General features: G+C 46.1%; 9 protein-coding genes. All 9 read left to right on the top strand.

The window, feature by feature from the left end:
• Positions 1-24 precede the first annotated feature (24 nt).
• Positions 25-2,445 carry an ABC transporter permease gene (locus GVN20_RS11155; RefSeq protein ID WP_166558400.1) on the top strand — a complete coding sequence of 807 codons (2,421 nt, stop codon included), beginning with the start codon at positions 25-27 and terminating at the stop codon, positions 2,443-2,445.
• Positions 2,446-2,462: 17 nt separating this feature from the next.
• Complete coding sequence (locus GVN20_RS11150) at positions 2,463-4,889, top strand: ABC transporter permease (protein ID WP_166558399.1); 2,427 nt, start codon at positions 2,463-2,465, stop codon at positions 4,887-4,889.
• 410 nt (positions 4,890-5,299) lie between these two features.
• Positions 5,300-7,729, top strand: a complete 2,430-nt coding sequence (locus GVN20_RS11145; RefSeq protein WP_166558398.1) for an ABC transporter permease — start codon at positions 5,300-5,302, stop codon at positions 7,727-7,729.
• A gap of 101 nt (positions 7,730-7,830) precedes the next feature.
• Positions 7,831-10,248 carry an ABC transporter permease gene (locus tag GVN20_RS11140; RefSeq protein ID WP_166558397.1) on the top strand — a complete coding sequence of 806 codons (2,418 nt, stop codon included), beginning with the start codon at positions 7,831-7,833 and terminating at the stop codon, positions 10,246-10,248.
• A gap of 43 nt (positions 10,249-10,291) precedes the next feature.
• Positions 10,292-12,682, top strand: coding sequence for an ABC transporter permease (locus GVN20_RS11135; RefSeq protein ID WP_166558396.1), 2,391 nt, complete (start codon positions 10,292-10,294; stop codon positions 12,680-12,682).
• A 54-nt stretch (positions 12,683-12,736) separates the two neighbouring features.
• Positions 12,737-15,172: an ABC transporter permease gene (locus tag GVN20_RS11130; protein ID WP_166558395.1), complete on the top strand. Its 2,436-nt coding sequence runs from the start codon at positions 12,737-12,739 to the stop codon at positions 15,170-15,172.
• Positions 15,173-15,221: 49 nt separating this feature from the next.
• On the top strand, positions 15,222-17,663 hold the full coding sequence (locus GVN20_RS11125; protein WP_166558394.1) for an ABC transporter permease: 2,442 nt from the start codon (positions 15,222-15,224) through the stop codon (positions 17,661-17,663).
• Positions 17,664-17,792: 129 nt separating this feature from the next.
• Positions 17,793-18,293: a hypothetical protein gene (locus GVN20_RS11120; protein WP_206023250.1), complete on the top strand. Its 501-nt coding sequence runs from the start codon at positions 17,793-17,795 to the stop codon at positions 18,291-18,293.
• A 9-nt stretch (positions 18,294-18,302) separates the two neighbouring features.
• Positions 18,303-19,505: a PQQ-binding-like beta-propeller repeat protein gene (locus GVN20_RS11115; RefSeq protein ID WP_166558393.1), complete on the top strand. Its 1,203-nt coding sequence runs from the start codon at positions 18,303-18,305 to the stop codon at positions 19,503-19,505.
• Positions 19,506-19,574 lie beyond the last annotated feature (69 nt).

The raw sequence follows: 19,574 nt of genomic DNA, 5'->3' as shown, positions 1-19,574 counted from the left end.
CTATTCTTTTCAAAACCAAAAACCATGTTACGCAACTACCTCAAAATCGCTTTTCGTAGCCTTTTAAAACACAAAGGTTTTACGTTTATCAACATTGCAGGTCTCAGTTTGGGACTGACGAGTTTTTTGGTCATTGCACTCTACGTGCAGGATGAGTTGGGTTACGACCGTTTTCACCAAAAAGCCGACCGTATTTACCGCGTTTCGCGGTATTTCAAGTCGACCGATGGCCAAATCAGTCTGCGACTGGGGACGGTAGCGCCCGCTTTTTTCCCGCATTTCAAGAATGATTTTCCCGAAGTAGAACAAATAACACGCCTGTTAGAATACGAGGGAACAATGAGATTGCCCGATAATTTGGAGAAAAAATACACCGAAGACAAACTGTTTTTTGCCGAAGACAATATCTTTAAAGTCTTTGATTTCAAGTTGTTGGAAGGAAATCCTGACAAAGCGCTTTCAGACCCATTTACGGTAGTTTTATCAAAACCGATGGCTGAAAAATACTTTGGGAACGTCAGCCCCATTGGAAAACTCATCAAGTTTGATAGCCAATATGACTTTCGTATTACGGGGGTTTTTGAACCTCTTCCCGCCCAGTCGCACATTCACCCCAACGTTTTGTTTTCGGCGGCTTCACTCAACGATGAACGCCTATATGGTGCCGAAGGTTTACGCAGCGACTGGGGCGGCAACAACTTTGCTACCTATTTTTTACTCCCTATCAACTACGACCCCGCCAAACTAGAAAAAGCCTTTCCAGCGTTTCAGGACAAGCACCTGCCCGAGCACAACGGTACCAAGGGCTCTAAATACTCTGAACTTCATCTGACCAAAGTCCCTGATATTCACCTTTATTCACACTTAGACTACGAAATTGAGCCGGGCGGTGACATCAAATACGTCTACATTTTCTCGGCCATTGCGTTGTTCATTTTGCTGATTGCCTGCATCAATTACATGAATCTGGCCACGGCCCGCTCGGCCAGCCGCGCCAAGGAAGTAGGAATGCGAAAAGCAGTGGGTGCTTTTCGTCAACAGCTCATCGGGCAGTTTTTGAGCGAATCTGTTTTGGTGACGTTTTTTGCGTTAATATTGGCATTGATTGCCACGGCGGCGTTGCTTCCTACACTCAATGATTTTACCAACAAAAGCCTCTCTTTCACGCAATTATTCAGCGGACAGTTTCTATTGACGGCCACCTTAGCGGTGTTAGTCACGGGTTTGGCGGCGGGAAGTTACCCCGCTTTTTTCCTGACGGCCTACCAGCCTATTCAAGTACTGAAAGGCAGTATTGTGAATGCCCTCAAAAACGGAAAACTGCGACAAGTACTCGTGATTACGCAGTTTGCCATTGCCTGCGCCTTAATTATTTGCACGAGCGTGGTCTACAATCAACTTGATTTTATGATGAACCAAAAGACAGGCTATAAAAAAGAGCAGATTTTGGTCATGTCGGGCGTGGGAAGTTCGGCGGCTGATTTTGAAACGCTGAAACAACAACTCAAACAACATTCAGGCATCACCAACGTGACGCATTCTTCACGCGTACCCACGATTCGGCTGTTGGATTCGATGGGTGCTTCCGTTGCCAAAGGTGATACCACCACGCCCGTCAGCACCGAAATCAAGGGACTTTCGACCGATTATGATTTTATCAACACTTACGAAATACAACTCGCTGCTGGCCGTGATTTTTCACAGACTTTTGGAGCCGATACCACCAATTTTATTCTCAACGAAGCGGCCATAAAAGCAATCGGATGGAAAAACAACGAAGCAGCCATTGGGCAACGCTTCAAATATGGCAACCTCGACGGACAAATCGTGGGCGTAGTCAAAGATTTTCATTTTGAGTCGTTGCACCAGAAAATTGCTCCGATGGTGATGTTTATGCGTCCAAGCTGGCGCAGCCGGCTGTCGGTGAGTGCCAAAACGGGTGATTTGCCCGCGGCCATTGCTCACGTTGAAAAGGTGTGGAAACAGTTTTTCCCAAACAATCCGTTTGAATATACCTTCCTGGATGAACGCTTCAACGACCAGTACCAAGCCGAACAAAAGCAGCGCACGCTCTTTTTGATTTTTGCGGCTATTTCGATTTTCATTTCCTGTTTGGGCCTGTTTGCTTTGGCCACCTACACCGCCGAGCAACGTGCCAAAGAAATCGGCATCCGGAAAGTGCTGGGTGCCAGCGTGGGCAGTGTCGTAACGCTCCTTTCAACTGATTTTATCAAACTCGTTGTTATCGCTCTCCTCATCGCTTCGCCAGTCGCTTGGTATGCCATGCACCTGTGGCTCAAGGACTTTGCGTACCGGATTGACTTCCCATGGTGGGTTTTGGGCGTTACTGCCTTTCTGGCGGTTGGCATCGCATTTCTGACGGTCAGTTTTCAGAGTATCAAAGCCGCATTAATGAATCCAGTAAAATCGTTGAAATCAGAATAATACAATCCCAAAAAGCCATGTTAAAAAATTATGTCACAACTGCCCTCCGCGCCCTCAAGCGCGACTGGAATTACTCGCTCATCAACATTGCCGGACTCACCTTCGCGCTAGCCTGCTGCCTCATGTTGTTTTTAGCCATTCGCTACGAATTAAGCTACGACCGACACAACGCCAATGCCGACCGCACGTACCGGCTCATTACCTACAATAAAACCTCCGAAGGCGATGGCCGCAACACGGGCATTCCATTGCCTGCTTTGGCAGCCCTCCGCAATGATTTTCCCGAAATGAAACACCAAGTGACGATGGTTTATGACCTCTACGGCGCATTGGTTAGGGTCAATGACCAAAAAGCCAATAAGTTTCAGGAAGAAGGCAGCGTTATCGCTTTTATAGAGCCAGAGTATTTTCAATTATTTGACTATCAATGGAAAGCGGGAAATGAAAAAGCCGCCTTGAAGAATCCAAATACGGTTGTATTGACGGAACGCATTGCAAAGAAATATTTCGGCGATGTTGACCCGATGGGTAAATCCATCAAAATTGAAAATAAAATGGATTTCGTCGTGACTGGCATTGTAAAAGACCCGCCAGCTACGACCAGTTTGCCATTTGAGGTTCTGCTATCGTTTGCTTCACTCAAACAATACGGTGCCAACGGAGACTGGGATTCTTGGGGCTCCACCTACAGTGGTGCTCAAATTTATCTGGCTTTACCCGAAAAAGTAGCCGCCGCCCAAATGCAACAGCGGTTGGTGCCGTTTGTAAACAAATACCTAGAGCCAGACGATGCCAAAGAGATTCAATACGAATTACAGCCCCTGACTGACCTCCATTTTGACACTCGTACCGAGAACTCTGCGGGCCGTACCGTCAGCAAACAGATGATTTGGGCCATGGCGCTGATTGGGTTGTTTATCCTGATTACAGCCTGCGTCAATTTTATCAATCTGGCTACCGCCCAAGCCCTGCGCCGCGCCAAAGAAGTGGGGGTACGTAAAGTATTGGGCAGCTCCAGATTTCAGTTGGTGCGTCAATTTTTGAGCGAAACGGGCCTGATGACGGGCTTCGCCATTGTATTGGCCTTCTTAGTGGCGTATTTATCCATGTCGCACGTAGCCGAATTGCTTGACATCAAAGCCGCCGCACTTGTGCTGTTTGACCCCATCGTTGTGGGTTTTGTATTGTTGTTGGCTTTGGTCACAACCGTGCTGGCGGGTTTTTATCCCGCATTGGTTTTATCTGGTTATCAACCTATTCTGGCACTAAAAGGCAAAATGCGCATGACAGGGGGCAACCAGTTATCACTTCGCCGAGGGCTGATTATATTTCAGTTTGCCATTTCACAGATGCTCGTTATTGGTACCATCATCGCTTACAATCAAATGACTCACCTTCGTTCGGCGGATTTAGGCTACAACAAAGAAGCGGTGCTGACAATCAATGTCCCCGAACACAAGCTGGGCCAACTCGAAACACTACGGGCCCAATTGGCCGCCTTGCCCAACGTTAAGTCGTTGAGTTATGGTATTTCGGTTCCCTCTTCAGACGGCAACTGGTGGTCGAGTTTCCGATTTGAAAACGCTGAAAAGCCAGCTGATTTCAGCATCGTGATGCGCATGGCAGACACCTCTTATATCAACACATACGGCCTACACCTGATTGCGGGGCGAATGTACCTACCCGCCGATACCATTCGAGAAATCATTGTTAATGAATCATTTGTAAAAAAAATGGGCTTTCAAAACCCGAACGAGATTATCGGCAAGTACTTAACAATCGGCGGACGCAGCAGGGTTAAAAAACCGATTGTTGGGGTGGTCAGAGATTTCAATACTTTTTCGCTCCACCAAGAGACCAATCCGTGTATACTAACCACCCGGCGCGATTCGTACCAATCACTCGGCATTAAACTTTCGACGCAACAGGGCGGCACTGAGGCCATCAGTCAATTAATCGGCCAAGTAGAAACTACTTGGAATGCCACTTTCCCTGATTTTGCGTTTAAGTACGAGTTTTTGGACGAAAAACTCAATAACTTTTATAAAAAAGAAGAACGCATGTATGCGCTCTTCCGTTTGTTGGCAAGCATTGCCATTTTTATTGGTTGCTTGGGGCTATATGGCGTCGTGGCCTTCATGGCCGAATCAAGAACCAAAGAGGTGGGAATCCGCAAAGTATTGGGCGCTTCTACGGGTCAAATTGTGAGCCTATTTTCCGTCGAGTTCATCGGTCTTGTATTAATTGCGTTGATTGTTGCGTCGCCCGTTGCTTGGTACGTGATGAACAAGTGGTTGGCTGATTTTCCGTATAAAATCGACATTGAGTGGTGGGTTTTTGCGGCTACGGCGCTCCTTGCGGTAAGTGTTGCCTTTCTCACGGTTAGTTTTCAGAGTATCAAAGCCGCGTTGATGAACCCGGTTCAGTCCTTAAAATCGGAATAACTATTCGGAACACGGAGTGCTGGAGAACAGAACACGGAATGGGTACATTCTCCGTGTTCTGTTCTCCGTGTTTTATGTTTACAAATCTCTTTGTCCATAAACGAACTAAATTTGTCCGTTTATGGACATTTTTTTACACTTACTATTTTTTTAATCGCTGATTATCAAATATTTATATTTTTGGTACGGATTTGGAAATAAGATTAGAAAGCATTTAAAAGAGGTTACTAACAGCCAATTACTACCTCTCACTCGTTATAAAGCATTTTCCGTTTCATACAGCCATGAACGAATTTTGTATTTTAATCAACCCATGCACGCCATCGTGTAATCTGTAAACAAAAGCCTGTGAAGGAAAGAATGAATCTTTGTTCTTTCCTTCTTTTTTTCTCGCCCAAACTCCCGAAACCATGCTCCAAAACTACCTCAAAATAGCATTTCGTAACCTGCTTCGTCACAAGGTGTACAGCTTCATCAACATCGCCGGGCTGGCCATGGGTATTTCGGCTTTTTTGTTGATACTCCAATACGTTAGCCATGAAAAAAGCTTCAATCAGTTTCATGCCAATCTGCCAGATATGTACCGGCTGCTCAATGAAGACCCCAAAGGAGTAACTTGGGGCGAAGTGGAGCCCGGTTGGGCTTCGCGGGCCAAGCAGCGCTTTCCCGATATTCATTCCTACTGCCGTTTTGCCGACGGCATGGCGCAAGGAATTGTCAAAAAAGAAGGCCCCGCCAACGAATCATTTCGTGAAACAAACATTTCTTACGCCGAGGGCAATTTCTTCTCCTTTTTTAGCTTTCCGCTCAAATCTGGGTTGCCTGCTGCACTGGCCAAACCCAACGTAGTTTTTGTGTCGGAAACAAGCGCAAAAAAATACTTCGGAACTGAAAACCCAATGGGCAAAGTGCTGACGTTGTCTAATCAATTTGGGACGATGTCCTTTACTGTCGAGGGCATTTATGCCGATATGCCTACCAACTCCGACATTCGGTACGACTTGGTATTTTCTTTAGAAACCTTAAAAATTCCCGCCAACTTGATCGGCAACGACTGGGCCGACACCGAAAACATTGATTCTCAATACATAAATATGTTTTTTTTGCTCAATAAAGGTGTAAACCCTAGCGCGTTTGAAGCCAAATTGACGGCCATGCGTAACGAATTGAGCAAAGAAAACGACGGGGTTCGTTTTCGGTTGCAAGCCTTCAAAAACACCCATTTATCGGCATCGCTCAATGATACCCTTCAAACCTTGGGCAATCTCAAATACGTATACATGCTCGGCGGAATCGCCTTTTTGATTTTAATCATCGGGTGGTTCAACTACGTTAATCTTTCGACCGCCAATTCGCTCAAACGCGCCAATGAAGTAGGCGTGCGGAAAGTTATCGGAGCCACCCAGTGGCATTTGGTAAAGCAGTTTTTGGGCGAGTCCATGTTGGTCAATCTATTGGGTTTTGTCTTGGCGCTTGTGCTGGTATCGGCGCTACAACCTTTCTTCAATGAGCTACTTGACAAATCACTGTCTCTCAAAACATTAGGCTATACTCCCGTTTGGATATGGGGATTGGCCGTTGTATTGTTTGGGTCGTTGGCATCGGGGGCGTATACCGCCTTTGCACTCTCCAATTTCAATCCCATCAAAACAATGAAAGGACAGCTGAACAAAACCTCCAAAGGGGTTTTTCTCCGCAAATCGCTGGTGGTCGTACAGTTTTCTATTTCAATTACGCTGGTGTTGGCAACGATAGTGATTTACAACCAGTTGAACTTTATGCAAAGTCAAAATCTGGGCATGAACACGCAGCAGTTATTGGTTATTCGCGGGCCCGAAATCGGCAAAGACAGCACCTACGCCGCGCGTAAAAACGCTTTTTGGAACGAATTGACGCAGCAGAGCTTCATAAAAGACTATTGCACATCGGGAACGATCCCCAGCGGTTGGTACAATTTTTCTACGGCTGGCTTTACGCAGCCCAATTCAAAATCGGGCGATGAGTTCAAAACTTATTCGTTTGCCATCATCGGCGAGCGTTTTCTGAAAACCTACGAAATTGGCCTCAAAGCGGGTCGGAATTTCACCGCTGAAGAATGTAGGGTGGAGTGGAATCAAAACAGTAAGGTTCTGATGAACGAGCGCGCCATTCAGCAACTAGGATTCACCTCTGCCGAGCAGGCAATTCGCACCAAAATCAAATGGGATGAGCGCTACCTCGAAATCATCGGCGTGGTCAAAGACTATCACCATACGAGCTTGCAAAAAGCCATTGAGCCCATTGTTTTTTATCCCCAAAACAACAACGCCTACTTCACCATCCGCTTAACTGCCGACCGGATGCCCGAAAAAATAGCGTCGTTGAATAAACTCTATAAAACGTACTTTACAGGCAACCCGTTTGACTACTTTTTTGTCGATGAGAATTTCAACAAACTCTACGTTTCGGAGCAGCAATACAGCCATATTTTCACCACAGCTTCTTTGTGGGCCATATTCATTGCCTGCTTGGGCCTCTTTGGCTTGGCTACGTTTACGGTAGAGTCGCGCACCAAAGAAATTGGTATCCGCAAAGTACTGGGCGCTTCGGTGGCAAGCATTACGGCGTTACTATCCAAAGACTTTCTGTTGTTGGTACTGTTGGCCATTTTCATTGCCTCGCCCATCGCGTATTATTTCATGGACAAATGGTTGCAAGATTTTGCGTACCGCATTTCCATTTCGTGGTGGGTATTTGCTGCTGCGGGCGGCCTGGCCGTACTGATTGCATTTTTAACGGTTGGTTTTCAAAGCATTAAAGCGGCTTTGATGAATCCAGTGAAGGCATTGAAATCGGAGTAAAATTGGAACAAGGAGAAATGGGAACACGGAGAACGTACGTTTTCCGTGTTCCGCTACTCCAGATTCTTTTTCTGTATTTCCTCTTTTCCTACATAAAAATTATGCTACGAAATTACCTTAAAATCGCCTATCGTAACCTTGTCAAAAATAAGGTCTATTCGTTTATTAACATCTTCGGCCTAGCCATCGGGATAGCTACGTGCTTGGTCATCAGCCTATTTGTGCAAGACGAGCTGAGTTACGACCGTTTCAACGAAAATGCTGACCGAATTGTACGGGTTGTTTTTAAGGCCAACATCAACGGCGGAAAAATCAACGAATCGTGTGTGATGCCTCCCACGGCGCAAGCGTTAAAAAATGATTATTCGGAGGTACAAGAGTCCACTCGACTGCGTAATTTCGGCACACCGAGGGTAATAATAGGCGAAAAACTATACAACGACGCCCCCATGGCCTACGTTGACGCCAATTTTTTTGACATATTTACCATCCCTTTCTTGCAAGGAGACCCCAAAACGGCCTTGATTCAACCCAATTGCGTAGTGCTTTCCAAGGCTGCGGCTCAAAGGTATTTTGGCAACGAAAACCCCATTGGCAAAGTCATTCATTTTAGAAAAGGCGCCGATGCGCCAGCATTTAGAGTAACGGGGCTGTTTGATAAAATTCCATCTAACTCTCATTTTCATTTCGATTTATTGGGTTCAATGGCCTCCGATGATGAGGCAAAATCAACCTCTTGGCTGACTTCCAATTACTTTACCTATCTGCTGTTGGCCGAAGGGACCGACTACAAAAAACTGGAAGCTAAACTACCCTCTACCGTCGAAAAATACATGGGACCGCAAATTTTTCAGGCCATGGGCATGAGCCTGTCGCAGTTTCGCACGAAAGGCAATGAACTTGGTTTGCACTTGCAGAAATTGACCGATATTCATTTCTATTCAGAGGGCACCAATGAGTTGGAGGCAAGTGGGGATATAAAATACGTCTATATTTTTGGGGCCATTGCCCTGTTTATGCTCCTTATTGCCTGCATCAACTTCATGAATTTGGCCACGGCGGGGGCTTCCAAACGCGCTCGCGAAGTGGGGGTTCGGAAGGTACTAGGCTCCGTTAAACTTGAATTAGTACGCCAATTCTTGCTCGAATCTATTCTGCTTACGTCGTTTGCGGTGGTACTCTCAATGCTTTTGGTTCAAGTGGCGTTGCCTGTTTTCAACGATTTGTCTGGTAAAAACCTGCACCTTGACTTCATGGCTAATCCGCTCACGTTGGCAGGACTGCTGGCCTTTGGTCTGGTGGTCGGCGTTTTGGCGGGGAGCTATCCAGCCTTTTTTCTTTCTTCTTTTAAGCCCGTTGCGGTGTTAAAAGGCCAGTTTACAGGTAGCAAAAAAACCATTGGCCTACGGAGCAGCTTGGTGGTGTTTCAGTTCTGCATTTCGATTTGCCTTATTGTGGGCACAACGGTGGTTTATCAACAGCTTTCGTACATTCAAAACAAAAAACTCGGTTATGACAAAGACCAATTGTTGGTGTTGCAAAACTCGTGGGCGTTGGGTAAAAACGAAGCCATTTTCCGAGAAGAACTCTTAAAAGATTCGCGGGTGGTAAACGTAACAGCTTCGCCATATCGGCCCGCTGGCCCCACTAACTCCAACAATTCGCTGGCGTATCCCGAAAACAACGAAGCGCAAATCATGCGTACGTTGCAATACGGCATCGACGACCAGTACATTCCCACATTGGGCATGAAAATCGTTGAAGGTCGTAACTTCTCGAAAGCGTTTGCTTCCGACTCAGCGGGAATCATCATCAATGAAGCCGCCGCAAAAGCCTTTGGTTGGGGCAACAACGCCGTAGGGCACCATATCACACGTAACAACAGCTTCAAGAAAGTATATAAAGTGATTGGTGTCGTGCAAGACTTTCACTTTAAATCGCTCCACGAGTCCATTTCACCACTGTTGATGGTCTATGAAAACAACTGGGGGCTTATCGTAAAAGTGAAAACCCGCGACGTGTCTGGATTGCTGACCTCTATGAAAACCCGTTGGGCAGCGTTTGGGGTGGATGAGCCGTTTGAGTACGCGTTTATGGATGAGCTTTTCTCGAAAACCTACGTCGCCGAACAAAAAACAGGTACTATCCTGAGTCTTTTTTCGGGGCTAACCATTTTCATTGCTTGTTTGGGATTGTTTGGCTTAGCCACTTTTACCGCCGAACAACGCACGAAAGAAATCGGCGTGCGCAAGGTATTGGGGGCCAACGTGGGACAAATCATCGGTTTATTGTCCAAAGATTTTCTGAGACTAATTTTCATTGCTTGCGTCGTGGCATTTCCATTGGGCTACTGGGGCATGAATCAATGGTTGCAGGATTTTGCCTACCGCATCGAAATCAGCGCATGGGTATTTGTATGGGCTGGAATCGCGGCAATTGCCATTGCCTTGTTGACAGTAAGTTTTCAAAGTATCAAAGCCGCATTGATGAATCCCGTGAAATCATTAAAATCGGAATAACCCTAGGGGCGGGGCCGCCCCTATCAATTAATAACCCAAAGCCATGTTAAAGAATTACTTTAAAATTGCCGTACGAAGCCTATTGAAGGACAAAGGCTACACCGCGCTCAACATCTTGGGCCTCACCATTGGGCTGACCTTCAGCCTATTTTTGGTTTTTTACATTACCGACGAGCTCAGCTACGACCGTTATCACGAAAAAGCCGACCGTATTTATCGCGTGGGAGCTGCCATCAAAGAACCAGAGCGGGCAGATAAAGTCGCCGTTACACAATTTCCGTTAGGGCCGACCCTCAAAAAAGAATTTCCTGAGGTAGAGCATGCGGTCCGTTTTGTGAGAAATGGCGATAAAACGTTATTTAAAAAAGGCGATACGCAATTTTTTGAAGAGAAGGTTTTCTATGCCGACAGCAATGTTTTCGATGTATTCACATACAAATTCATTGCGGGCGATGCCAAAAGAGCGCTTATTGCTCCCAATTCGCTCGTACTCACAAGATCAGCGGCTGAAAAGTACTTCCAAACAACCGACAATGTGGTAGGGAAATCATTACAAGGGAAAAAGGACACATACAACATCACCGCCATTATCGAAGATGTACCAAAAAATTCGCATCTACGATTTAACGCGCTGATTTCGGCATCAAGTTTAGGAAAAGATTTTGGAAATAACTGGGGCAATTTTGGGTTTTACACTTACGCTTTACTTACCAAAAACAGTGATTATAAGTCATTTGAGAAAAAATTAATCCCGATGTACCAAAAATACATGGCCTCTATTTTCTCTCCTTATAATGTCAAAATAAACTACGTTGTTCAGCCCATTGTTGATATTCACCTGCGCTCAGACCTCAACAATGAGCCAGAAGAGCTGGGCAGTATGTCGTATATTTATACCTTTTCGGCGGTGGCGCTGTTCATGATTTTGATTGCCTGTATCAATTACATGAACCTCACCACGGCTCGCTCCGCACGAAGGGCCAAGGAAATCGGCATTCGAAAAGTATCGGGGTCATTGCAGCGGCACTTGATTGCGCAGTTTTTGACCGAATCGACCGTGATTACGCTGGCCTCACTTGTTTTGAGCCTTCTTTTGATTGCGATATTACTGCCTGTTTTCAATGATATTTCGGGCAAAACGTTCACGTTTGGTACCATTTTTCAGCCCATTACGCTCATCAGTATCTTGACGATTGTGGTGGTGGTTGGCTTAGTGGGAGGCAGTTATCCAGCGTTTTATTTGGCCAAATTCAATCCGTTGGTGGTGTTGAAAGGAAATCTAGCCAAAGCGTCCAGCAATGCGCCTTTGCGGCAGACCTTGGTGGTACTCCAGTTTACGATCTCAATGGTAATGCTCATCAGCACGTGGGTGGTATATGACCAACTCAACTTTATGAAAAATAAAGACTTGGGCTACAGTAAAGACCAAGTATTGGTGATAAACATGCCGCCCATCAACCGCGATGGTCGCAACGAAATCAAGTTGATGAAATCAGAGTTTCTAAAAAATCCGAAGGTACTTTCGGCGAGCTCGTCGTGGTATACCCCCAACAGCAACGGCCAGAGTTTCAATTTGATGGAAATCGAAGGAAAAACAGGCTTTGTCAACTTAGGCGTTGAAGTATATGGTGTTGACCCTCATTATTTGCAAACATTAGGTATTCAACTCTCCAAAGGACGCAATTTCACTGAATTGGACCGGGCCGATTCGCTGCGTCGTATGATTGTCAACGAAGCTCTCATCAAAAAAATGGGTTGGACCGATGCGTTGGGCAAGAAAATTCGCTTCGCTGGTGATACTGCCAACTTAGCAGAAGTGGTGGGCGTATTCAAAGATTTTCACCAAAAATCACTTTATAATCCCATTGAACCGCTGATTTTGGTGTACCGTGAAAATAATGGCTCTGTACAGGCAAAAATCAGTCCCAACGATATTCCCAGCACTTTGGCTCATTTGGAAAAGTCTTACAAAAAGGTATTCCCGCAGCATTCGTTTCAGTATAATTTTCTGGACCAAGATTTTCAATCGCAATTTGCAGCCGACCAAAAACGCGGCACCATTTTCACCGCCTTTTCATCGCTGACGGTGCTGATTGCTTGCCTAGGGCTACTGGGCTTGGTAGCTTTCACAACTGAGCAGCGCCGCAAAGAAATCAGCGTTCGTAAAGTGATGGGTGCCGAAACGGGCCACATCGTTACGCTGATTTCCAAAGGCTTCCTTTATTTGGTGGGGGTTTCGTGCCTGATTGCATTTCCGATTGCGTGGTATTTTATGAATCAATGGCTCGAACCATTCCCGTACAAAACCAACATCAGTCCCATTACCTTCCTACTTTCGGCGGGCTTGGTATTACTGATTACTTTATTGACGGTCAGTTTTCATACCGTCAAAGCCGCGCTAATGAATCCAGTAAAATCATTGAAAGCAGAATAATGTAAGTGTAACCCTTAAGGCAGGTAGTTCATCATATATTGAAAACCTAAAATCATGCTGACAAACTATTTCAAGATCGCTTGGCGAAATCTGTTAAAAAACAAGATTTTCTCCTTCATTAACGTGGCAGGTTTGGCCATTGGGCTATGCTGCTTTATCATGATCGCTCTGTACGTGACCGATGAATTGAGCTATGACCGTTTTCACGAAAAGGCTGATCGCATTTACCGTGTTCATGCCGATATTCGCTTTGGCGGCACCGATTTGAAACTTGCCGTGAGTTCTGACCCAATGGGCGCTACACTCAAAAAAGACTACCCTCAAGTGGAGCAGTTCGTACGTTTATATACATCCGACGGTTCCAAATCCATCAAAAAGGGTAAAGAATACATTGTTGAAAATCGGGTAGGATATGCCGATTCAACGTTGTTTGACGTGTTTACCCTGCCGGCCATTGCGGGAGATACTAAGACAGCTTTGGATGACCCCAATACGGTGGTAATCAGTGAAAGCGCCGCCCGTAAGTATTTTGGTACGACCGACGCGGTGGGCAAAACGCTGGAGGTGGGCGTAAGCGACAAAACCCTGTATAAGGTAACGGCTGTCATAAAAGACATTCCGACCAATTCGCACTTCAACTTTGATTTTATCTTTTCGATGGATAACGTTCGGTATGACTTTGGAAATTACCTCAGCAACAATTTCTACACGTACATCCTTCTCCGTGAAGGAACTGATTACAAAGTGTTTGAGAAAAAAATGGACGAGGTTTTGGTACGCTATGTTCTCCCACAGGCCAAACAGTACATGCAGATCAACTCCATGGATGAGTTCAAAAAAGCGGGTAATAAACTCGAATACAGCCTGATGCCGCTGACCGATATTCACCTGCGATCGGATCGTTATCCTGAAATAGGCGTCAATGGCAGTATCCAGTATGTCTATATTTTTTCGGCGGTGGCGTTGTTTTTGTTGCTGATTGCCTGCATTAATTTCATGAATCTAAGTACGGCGCGGTCGTCCAATCGCGCCAAAGAAGTGGGAATTAGGAAGGTAATGGGTACCGAGCGCCAAACATTGATTGCGCAGTTCATTGCCGAATCGACCCTGACGAGCTACATGGCTTTCCTGTTTGCGCTGTTATTGACCATCATTTTGATTCCTTATTTCAATGATATTTCGGCGAAGACCTTCTCGATCTCGTCGCTTTTTCAACCTCAGCTTTTGATTTTCCTGTTGATTTTACCCTTTGTCGTAGGGATTTTGGCTGGTTATTATCCCGCCTTTTTCCTTTCTTCGTTTCGGCCCATTGAGGTCTTGAAAGGGAAATTTAACGCCGGGTTTAAGCGCAGCAATCTCCGCAACATGCTGGTTACGTTTCAGTTTGTTACTTCGTTGGTATTGGTTATAGGGACGATTATAGTATACCAACAACTCAACTATATCCAAACCAAAAAACTGGGTTTCGACAAAGACCAAGTACTGATCATCAATGGTACCGGTGCTCTGACTGCCAACAGAGACGCCTTCAAGAATGAGGTGGGTCAAATGGCGGGTGTAAAAAGTGCGTCATATGCGGGATATTTGCCCGTTGCCAATTCTTCCCGCAGTGACAATACTTTTTCCAAGGAAGCTGTCATGGACATGAAAAACGGCTTCAATATGCAGGTTTGGAATGTTGATTATGACTACGTTCCGACGCTAGGCATGGAAGTCATTAAAGGGCGAAACTTCTCAAAATCGTACGGTTCGGATTCTTCGGCGGTACTTATCAACGAAACCACTGCCAAAGTGTTGGGCTACGATAATCCGATCGGCAAAAAAATCTATACGTCTACCGGTTCTACGGCGGGCATTAACACCGCCTATGAAATCGTGGGAGTCGTTAAAAACTTCCACTACGAATCACTACGCCAGCAGGTAGGACCTTTGTGTATGCGGTTGGGAAACAACAGTTGGACCGCCGCCTTCAAGATCAACACCAAGGATGTGCCAGGGTTGGTGAGTCAAATAGAAGCGAAATGGAAATCAATGGCTCCCGAAATGCCCTTTAGCTACCAATTTTTGGATGAATCGTTTGACCAAATGTACCGCGCCGAGCAGCGTGTCGGAAAAGTGGCATTGACCTTTGCCATTCTCACCATTTTGATCGCCTGTTTGGGGCTATTCGGTTTGGTGACCTACATGGCGGAACAACGCACCAAAGAAATCGGTATTCGAAAAGTATTGGGAGCGAGTGTTCCTAATATCGTGAGTTTACTCTCCGGTGAATTTCTTGTTCTGGTAGTTATTTCGGTATTAATCGCCTCTCCTATTGCCTATTACGCTATGAGTCAATGGCTCACGGAATTTGCGTACCGCATCGAAATCTCGTGGTGGATGTTTTTGACAGCGGGCATTTTAGCGATATGCATCGCCTTACTGACCGTCAGTTTTCAGGCCATCCGAGCGGCGTTGATGAATCCGGTCAATTCGCTGAAATCTGAATAACCGTAGGGGCGGGGCTTGCCTCCGCCTCTACCTTTTAAAACCAAAACCCATGCTGCAAAACTATTTCAAGATCGCCCTTCGTAATTTGTTAAAAAACAAGACGAATACGTTCATTAACGTTACGGGCCTTTCCATCGGCATGACCTGCTGTATGCTGATTGTGCTGTACGTGGCCGACGAACTGAATTTTGACCGTTTTTGGCCGCAGGGCGAGCGCATTTATCGCATGGCGTTGGAACGCAAATACCCCGACCGCAGTACCAAATACGCCATCATACCCGCGTCTTATGCGCAGTCGGTTCGCAAGGAAATCCCCGAAATAGAGCAATCGATTCGAGTCTTCAATTTTAACGGAGAAGGCGCCACGCTCCTACGTCATAACAACAAAACCCTCGAAGAGCGCGCTTTTCTTTTTGCTGATTCGGCCTTTTTTCAAGTATTTCAGATTCCCCTCCTCGAAGGCGCACCGACCAAAGTTCTATCTCGGCCCAATACGGTCGTGTTAACCCAACGCACCGCACGGCGTTTATTCGGTACAGTGAGTCCCATCGGAAAATTCGTCGAACTCGTTCAGGGACCGAAACTGGAAATATCTGGGGTTTGCCAAGATGTACCCACCAATGCGCATTTTACCTTTGATTTTCTGGCTTCTACAGTCAACTTACGACCGGCCGACCAAATTAACCACATTGGTTTTTCAGCCTATACGTATCTGTTATTGAAACCGCATACCCAGGCCGCCGCCGTGGAAGCGAAGTTTCCGAAGGTGGTCGAAAAATACGCTGCCGGGGAAGTTGAGCGCAATTTCGGGGTTTCTTACAAAGATTACGTAAAAGCAGGAAACGGCTATTTCTATTTCTTACAACCCATCCGCAACATTCATCTTGACTCCAACATAGAAGCAGAACTACAACCCAACGGTAGCCGCACGCTGGTTTATTTATTTTCGGTCATAGCGCTGTTTATTTTGCTGATAGCGTGCATCAATTTTATGAATTTGGCCACGGCGCGGTCGTCTGAGCGCGCCCGCGAAGTAGGCATTCGCAAAGCCCTGGGCTCGACAAAAGGGCAATTGGCGGCGCAGTTTTTGACCGAATCGGTTTTGCTAAGCCTGTTCAGTTTTTTGGTTTCCGTTGGTTTGGTAGCGTTGTTTCTTCCTTCTTTCAACAATCTGGCAGGTAAGCAATTGGCTCTCGGCTATTTTCTCAATTGGTCTTTACTGCCGTTCTTACCAGCATTGGCCGTTTTTGTGGGGTTGCTGGCGGGAAGTTATCCAGCGGGGGTGCTGTCGGCGTTTGAGCCGATTAAGGTTCTAAAGGGCAAATTTTTATCCACTCGTCAAGGCTATTGGCTGCGCAATGGTCTGGTGGTTTTTCAATTTTCCATCTCCATCATTCTCATTATCGGCACCATCATCGTGTACAGTCAGTTGAACTATTTGCAGGAAAAAGAACTCGGTTTTACCAAAGAATCCATCATCAAACTACAAGGCGTTGGTTTTCTAGGGAACAAAACCGAGACCTTTAAGCGGGAAGTGGAGCAAATTTCGGGGGTGGAAAGCGTAGGAGGAACCTCGTCAACGCCTGGCGAAAAACAAGGCTTTTTTGGAATCACCTTCCGCAAAAATGGCGATAACGAAAGTGTGACAGGACGAGGTACGCTCGTGGATGAACAATATCTACAAACCATGCGCATGACCATGCTGGCTGGCAGAGCGTTTGAGCGTACATTCAACGACTCCGTATCGGTCATTCTCAACGAAGAAGCCGTCACCAAACTAGGCCTAACCGACCCCATAGGCAAGCAAATCATCAGCCCCGACAATTTTGAGCAACAGGACGGCCCACCCGTTTTTTATACGATAGTGGGAGTGGTTAAAAACTTCCATTTCAGTTCATTGCACGAAAAAATCGTCCCTTTGTTTATCCTTAACGACCGCTTAATCAGGCGATTTAACAATGAAATTGTGGTGCGGGTCAAGTCGCAAGACCCCAAGCCGTTGGTCAGTCAAATGGAAAGCATTTGGAAACGCTACCAACCCGAGCAGCCGTTTCATTATTCCTTTTTAGATTCCGATTGGAATGCCCTGTACCAATCGGAGCAGGTATCGCAACGTATTTTTGGAGTATTTTCTTTATTGGCCATTTTCATTGCCTGCATGGGTTTGCTGGGCTTGGCTATCTACGTGATTCAGCAGCGCACCAAAGAAATCGGTATTCGAAAAGTGCTGGGGGCTTCGGTGTTGAGTATCACAACGCTGCTCTCCAAAGATTTCATCAAGTTGGTACTGATTGCGATAGTCATCGCATCTCCCATTGCGTGGTATGCCGTGGATAGATGGCTCCAAAACTTTGCCTACCGCATCGACATCGAATGGTGGGTATTTCTGACGGCGGGTGTGTTGTCGATGGGAATCGCTGTTTTGACCGTGAGTTTTCAGAGTATCAAAGCCGCGTTGATGAATCCCGTGAAGTCATTAAAATCAGAATAGCCGCCTAAAACCTCCCCCAAATCGTGGGATTTTAGCGCAACATAAACACGCTGATTCGCTAGGTGTGAGGGTTTATGATTAAATTGCCTTTAGCAGATACCCTTTAATCGTATAACCTTTTTGCACTTCATGAAAAGAATTGATTTTTTACAGAAAATAGCCTTCGGAACGGGCCTTGCCGCCGCTCCACAACTGATTTTTGCCCAACAAGAAAAGCCTGCTGCCTACGCCCCAGACTTGGTGCGCGATTTTGTGGGAGCCGGACACAAAGATTTGGCAAAAATTCAGACCATGCACAAGGAGCACCCCAATTTACTCTTTGCGGCATGGGATTGGGGCGGCGGTGATTTTGAAACAGCACTCGAAGCGGCTGGGCACGTGGGCAACAAAGAAATTGCGAATTATCTGCTCGCCCAAGGCGCACGTCCCAATATTTTCGTCTTGACCATGCTGGGCAAAACTGCTTTGGTCAAGCCGCAACTGGAAGCTATGCCTCAACTTATTACCTCCAAAGGAGCGCACGGATTTTCGTTGCTTCATCACGCCCAACGCGGCGGCGAAGATGCGAAAGAATTACTCGATTATCTGCAATCAAAAGGATTAAAAGAGGTCAGATTTAAACTTTGGTAAGTGAGTCCAATGCATAAAATCTTCTTTTTTCTTCTTCTGGCGTGTGGCGGGAATACCTTTTCGCAATCCCCTGATTTTGACAAGCTTCCTACTCTGGCTTGGCAATTCAAAGCTGGCCCCATTGTTTCTTCGCCCGTCATGGATGGAGATTTGGTCTACTTTGGCAGCCTCGACCGCAGCCTGTACGCTCTTGAAACAAAGACGGGTATCCTAAAATGGAAATACCCAACCTCGGGCGTGATTCGCTCCACCGTTTGCCTCGAAAATGACAATCTATTTTTATACAGCGGCAACGGCGTTTTGTATTGTTTAAACAAAAAGTCGGGCAAGCAAAACTGGAAGTTTCAAACGGCAACGGGCTACTTGGGTGACCGCCACAACGACTTTGCCGATTATTACCATTCCTCGCCCATCGTTCAAAATGGAATCGTCTATTTTGGTTCGGGCGATGGCTATGTCTACGCCGTCAAAAGCAGCAATGGTGAATTGGTTTGGAATTACAAAACCGATGACGTTGTGCATACCAAACCATTCCTGCACCATAACCGACTTTTTATTGGCTCTTTTGATGGCTATTTATACGCTCTAAATGCTCAAACTGGGGCACTGCACTGGAAGTTTAAATCAACAGGGCAACGTTATTTTCCTAAGGGGGAAATCATGGGAAATCCTGTGGTGGCGAAGGGCTTGGTATTGGTCGGCGCGCGCGATTTTAACTTTTATGCCATTGACGAAAACAGCGGGTATTGTCATTGGATAAAAACCTTCCCGCGTGGCTGGGCACTGCCAGTTACGCCCAATGATTCAGTGATATACCTCGGCACTTCCGATGACCGACAACTGTTTTCCGTTGACATTGCTTCGGGTAAAGTTCATTGGAAAGCCGATGCAAGTTTTAATATTTTCGGGGGAACGGCTTTAGGGAAAGCAATGGGTTATTTCGGCACACTGAAAGGCCAATTGGTTGGGATAGAGCTAAAAACGGGGGCGGTTAAATGGCAATTTACCAACGACGCCTCGCGCACCCACCAAGCCAAGTATTTCAAAGAAAACGGCGATTACCGCGACGATATCGGGCAACTGTTGCCCTTTCCCGAAGACCAATTAACAATGTACCAACAACTAGGCGCGATTTTTTCCACTCCTGCACTGTCCAACGATTTATTGGTCATTACCTGCTTTGACGGGACCGTTTATGCGCTAAAAAAATAGCGCTACCCTCATTTCCCAAAACTCACAGCCACCGCTCATCATTTCTCGTTTCGTCATTTCTGAAAGTTG

The sequence above is a fragment of the Runella sp. CRIBMP genome, assembly GCF_009905605.1.
Classification (GTDB): domain Bacteria; phylum Bacteroidota; class Bacteroidia; order Cytophagales; family Spirosomataceae; genus Runella.
The sequence above is the reverse complement of the archived record's forward strand: the minus strand, read 5'-3'. Positions and strand labels throughout refer to the sequence as shown.